The following is a 2,930-nucleotide window of genomic DNA, read 5'->3' on the forward strand; positions in this document are numbered from 1 at the left end:
AGTTGAACTTGTGAGTTAGGGTTACTTTGAGAACCGATATCAGATTCTAAGTCCTCTGCAGCCCCTCCGATAGTAGCAACTGCACCCATTAATGCAACTACACCTAATGTTACAGGGTCCATAATTTTTTTCCTCCATATTATTTTATTAAATTGATCATTTAATAAACGTGAAATTTGTTGATTTTTGTTCCATACAAAAATCATAAAACAACAATAATTTTAAAGTTTTTAGAATTTTCAAGTTAAATTGATTTTTGTTCCATACAACACTCAAAAGCACATAAAAATCCTATGAATTATTGTTTATTTAATATATTTAATTGTCGATAATATAAATGTTTTGGATTTTTTCAAGTAAACTTGAATTTATAAAAATAAGGTAAGTGAAAAAATCACCCACCTATGTGTTTATTTATCTATCTATTTTGCTGGGGTGATGACAGTTCTTTCACCTGCAGGTTCGAACTCTCTTAATGCACCTTTAGCAAATTCTGCACGTACTTGACTGAAGTCGAATACTAAGTTTTTGTCAGCAAATGCGATTTTGATTAATGGGTTGAAAGCCCAAGCGTCTCCACGAGCTGCGTGAGGAGCTTGTGCGATACCAGCGTATTCACCTTGGTGACCTACGTTCATTGCGTAGTTAGGATAGTTTGGTCCTCTCATTTCGAGTGGTAAACCTTCATCGTTTCTGATAGAGAATACGTTAGCAGCACCACATTGATCTTGTAAATCGTATCCGTAGAATCCTAATCTGGAGTGTTGTTCTTTGTGTAAGTACATACCTAAGTACCATGCACTTAAACCAGTTTGTGCATTACCAGTAGCGAATGCAGTGGAACAACCAGCAGCTGCGGAAATAACGGAAGCTCTTTGAGATCCACCGAAGTGGGTTTCAAGTAAAGCTGGGTACTCTTCGTATTGGTCTAATGCATAGAATGCTACTTCAGTACCAACATCTAAAACAGTATCCATGTTATTAGGTGCAGCACATAATTCACCGTATTTGTCTTCTACGTAATCTTTACCGTAGTAGGTAAAGTCATCTAATACATCGTCAGTGTATGCAGCAGTTGCATATTGAGTGAAACCTACACCACCAGACATGTAAGAACCTAACCAGATTTGGTCGTATAATGCTGCACCTAAAGCTACTACTTCTAAGGAAGTTGCTACAGGGTCGTCAGCATGTACTCTGGAAGCTTGACAAATATCTGCCATAAATCCGAATGGAACTCCACCAAGTTCGTTTTCTGCTCTTGCTCTTCTTACAGGTAAGTAAGTACCCATGTGGATAACTTCTGCGTGTTTGGATGCGTATGCGAAGTCACCAGTAGCTCCTTCACCAGCACATTGGTTGTATGCAGAAATCATGGACATACCAATTTGCATAGCAGACCATCTGGAAGTAGTACCACCATCACAAACTCTTCCTACAATAGATGGAATTCTTACAGCTTGCCATACAGCTCCGCCTACTTCAGCTTTTAAAGCTTCAGCTTGTTCTTCAGGGAACTCTTTGTTGATGTCTAATACGAATGCAGAGTCGATTTCATCTGCTAATTCATCGTCACCAGTGAAAACTTTTACGTAGGAATCTTGTACTACTAATGGGTCAGTTTCTACCATGTGTTCTTGAACTACTGCTGCACCAGGCATAGCGTGGTTTACAGTTTCTAAGTAATTAGTAATAGTTTCAGGAGTTACTTCAATACCTAATCTTTTTTCAAGAACGTTGTGAGCAGTGTTTAAACCTACAATTACAGTTCTTCTAATGTCATCCCAAGCTTGTTGGATAGCTGCGTTGTTAATAAAGTGTAAATCGTCACCTTCTACATAAGTATCAGTAGTAGATAATTTGTAGGACATTAAAGCTCTTTGACCTAAAGGAGTACCAATGTCTGGGTTGTACATTGGGATTCCTCTTTTTTCAGCGATTTCTTTACCTTCATTTACAAATGCAGTTTTTCTTTCAGATTGAGTCCAACCACCCATGTTGTAGAACTGGGTTGTTTTTTCAGTTGGGTCTTCACTGAATTTTTGTTTCATTGCATCTATGAATTTTTTATCAGCCATATTAATTACCATCCTGCGTTTGGATCAAATGCACCAAAGGATCTGGAAACGTGAATATTGTGTAATACTTCAACAGCTTCTGTATCATCTTTGTATGCTTCACCATCTATTCTGTAAATAGTGGTTTTTGCTTTTAATGTTTCTTCGTCTAATGGTTCACCTAAGACTACAGGTTCGTCTAAGTCAACACCAATTTGGTCTCTTACCATTTCAACTTTACCGGTTTCTTTGTTGAATACTTGTCTTCTTAACATATCAAACATTAAACCGTTTTCGTCTAATCTTAATGAGTGACCGTGTACACCAGCACCTCTAATACCAGTTCTTGCAGTATCGAAGTATTCGGTTTCTAATAAGATTTTGGATAATCTTTCGATATCTCTTTCTCTTGCTTCGATTACTTGTCTTCCGGATAATGTACCGGTATCAATTCCTCTCCATCTGCATAAGTAAGATCTTGCTCTTAAGTAAGGTTGAGCTGGAGCGAAGTACATGGAATCTACGAATTGAATGTATCTAATTCTGTCCCCTGCTTTTGCACCATCAATAGGGGTTACTAATTCTCTTACAATGTCGTCAGGCTCATCCATTTCATCTAATGGTGGGTGAACAGATTTGTATTCTTCACCTGGAGCTCTGTGACCTAATATTTTTACTACGTCTTCATCAGAGATTTCTCTTAACTTTTCTAACTCATATTCAGGGTCACAAAAGTTTCTTCTATTTTGAGCAACCTGAGAAGTACCTGGATAAATTTGTGCCATAATTATGCATCTCCTAATGCTAATTTAACTTTTCTAATAATTTCATCTAATTTTTCTTGTGAGATTGTTTCACCACGGATAACTCCTG

3 protein-coding genes and 1 pseudogene are annotated in these 2,930 nt (G+C 37.4%); all 4 read right to left on the minus strand.

The window, feature by feature from the left end; all coding sequences use genetic code 11:
- Nucleotides 1–122: tetrahydromethanopterin S-methyltransferase subunit E (locus IJ258_RS05530; protein WP_292804136.1), on the minus strand; the 122-nt coding region annotated here is incomplete at its 3' end.
- Between the two features lie 300 nt (nucleotides 123–422).
- Nucleotides 423–2,078, minus strand: a complete 1,656-nt coding sequence (mcrA, locus tag IJ258_RS05535) for a coenzyme-B sulfoethylthiotransferase subunit alpha (RefSeq protein WP_292804132.1) — start codon at nucleotides 2,076–2,078, stop codon at nucleotides 423–425.
- A gap of 5 nt (nucleotides 2,079–2,083) precedes the next feature.
- On the minus strand, nucleotides 2,084–2,842 hold the full coding sequence (gene mcrG, locus IJ258_RS05540; RefSeq protein WP_292804134.1) for a coenzyme-B sulfoethylthiotransferase subunit gamma: 759 nt from the start codon (nucleotides 2,840–2,842) through the stop codon (nucleotides 2,084–2,086).
- Nucleotides 2,843–2,844: 2 nt separating this feature from the next.
- Nucleotides 2,845–2,930: pseudogene (locus tag IJ258_RS05545) on the minus strand (methyl-coenzyme M reductase I operon protein C); the annotation flags it as partial.

This window comes from Methanobrevibacter sp., assembly GCF_017468685.1.
Taxonomy (GTDB): Archaea; Methanobacteriota; Methanobacteria; order Methanobacteriales; family Methanobacteriaceae; genus Methanocatella.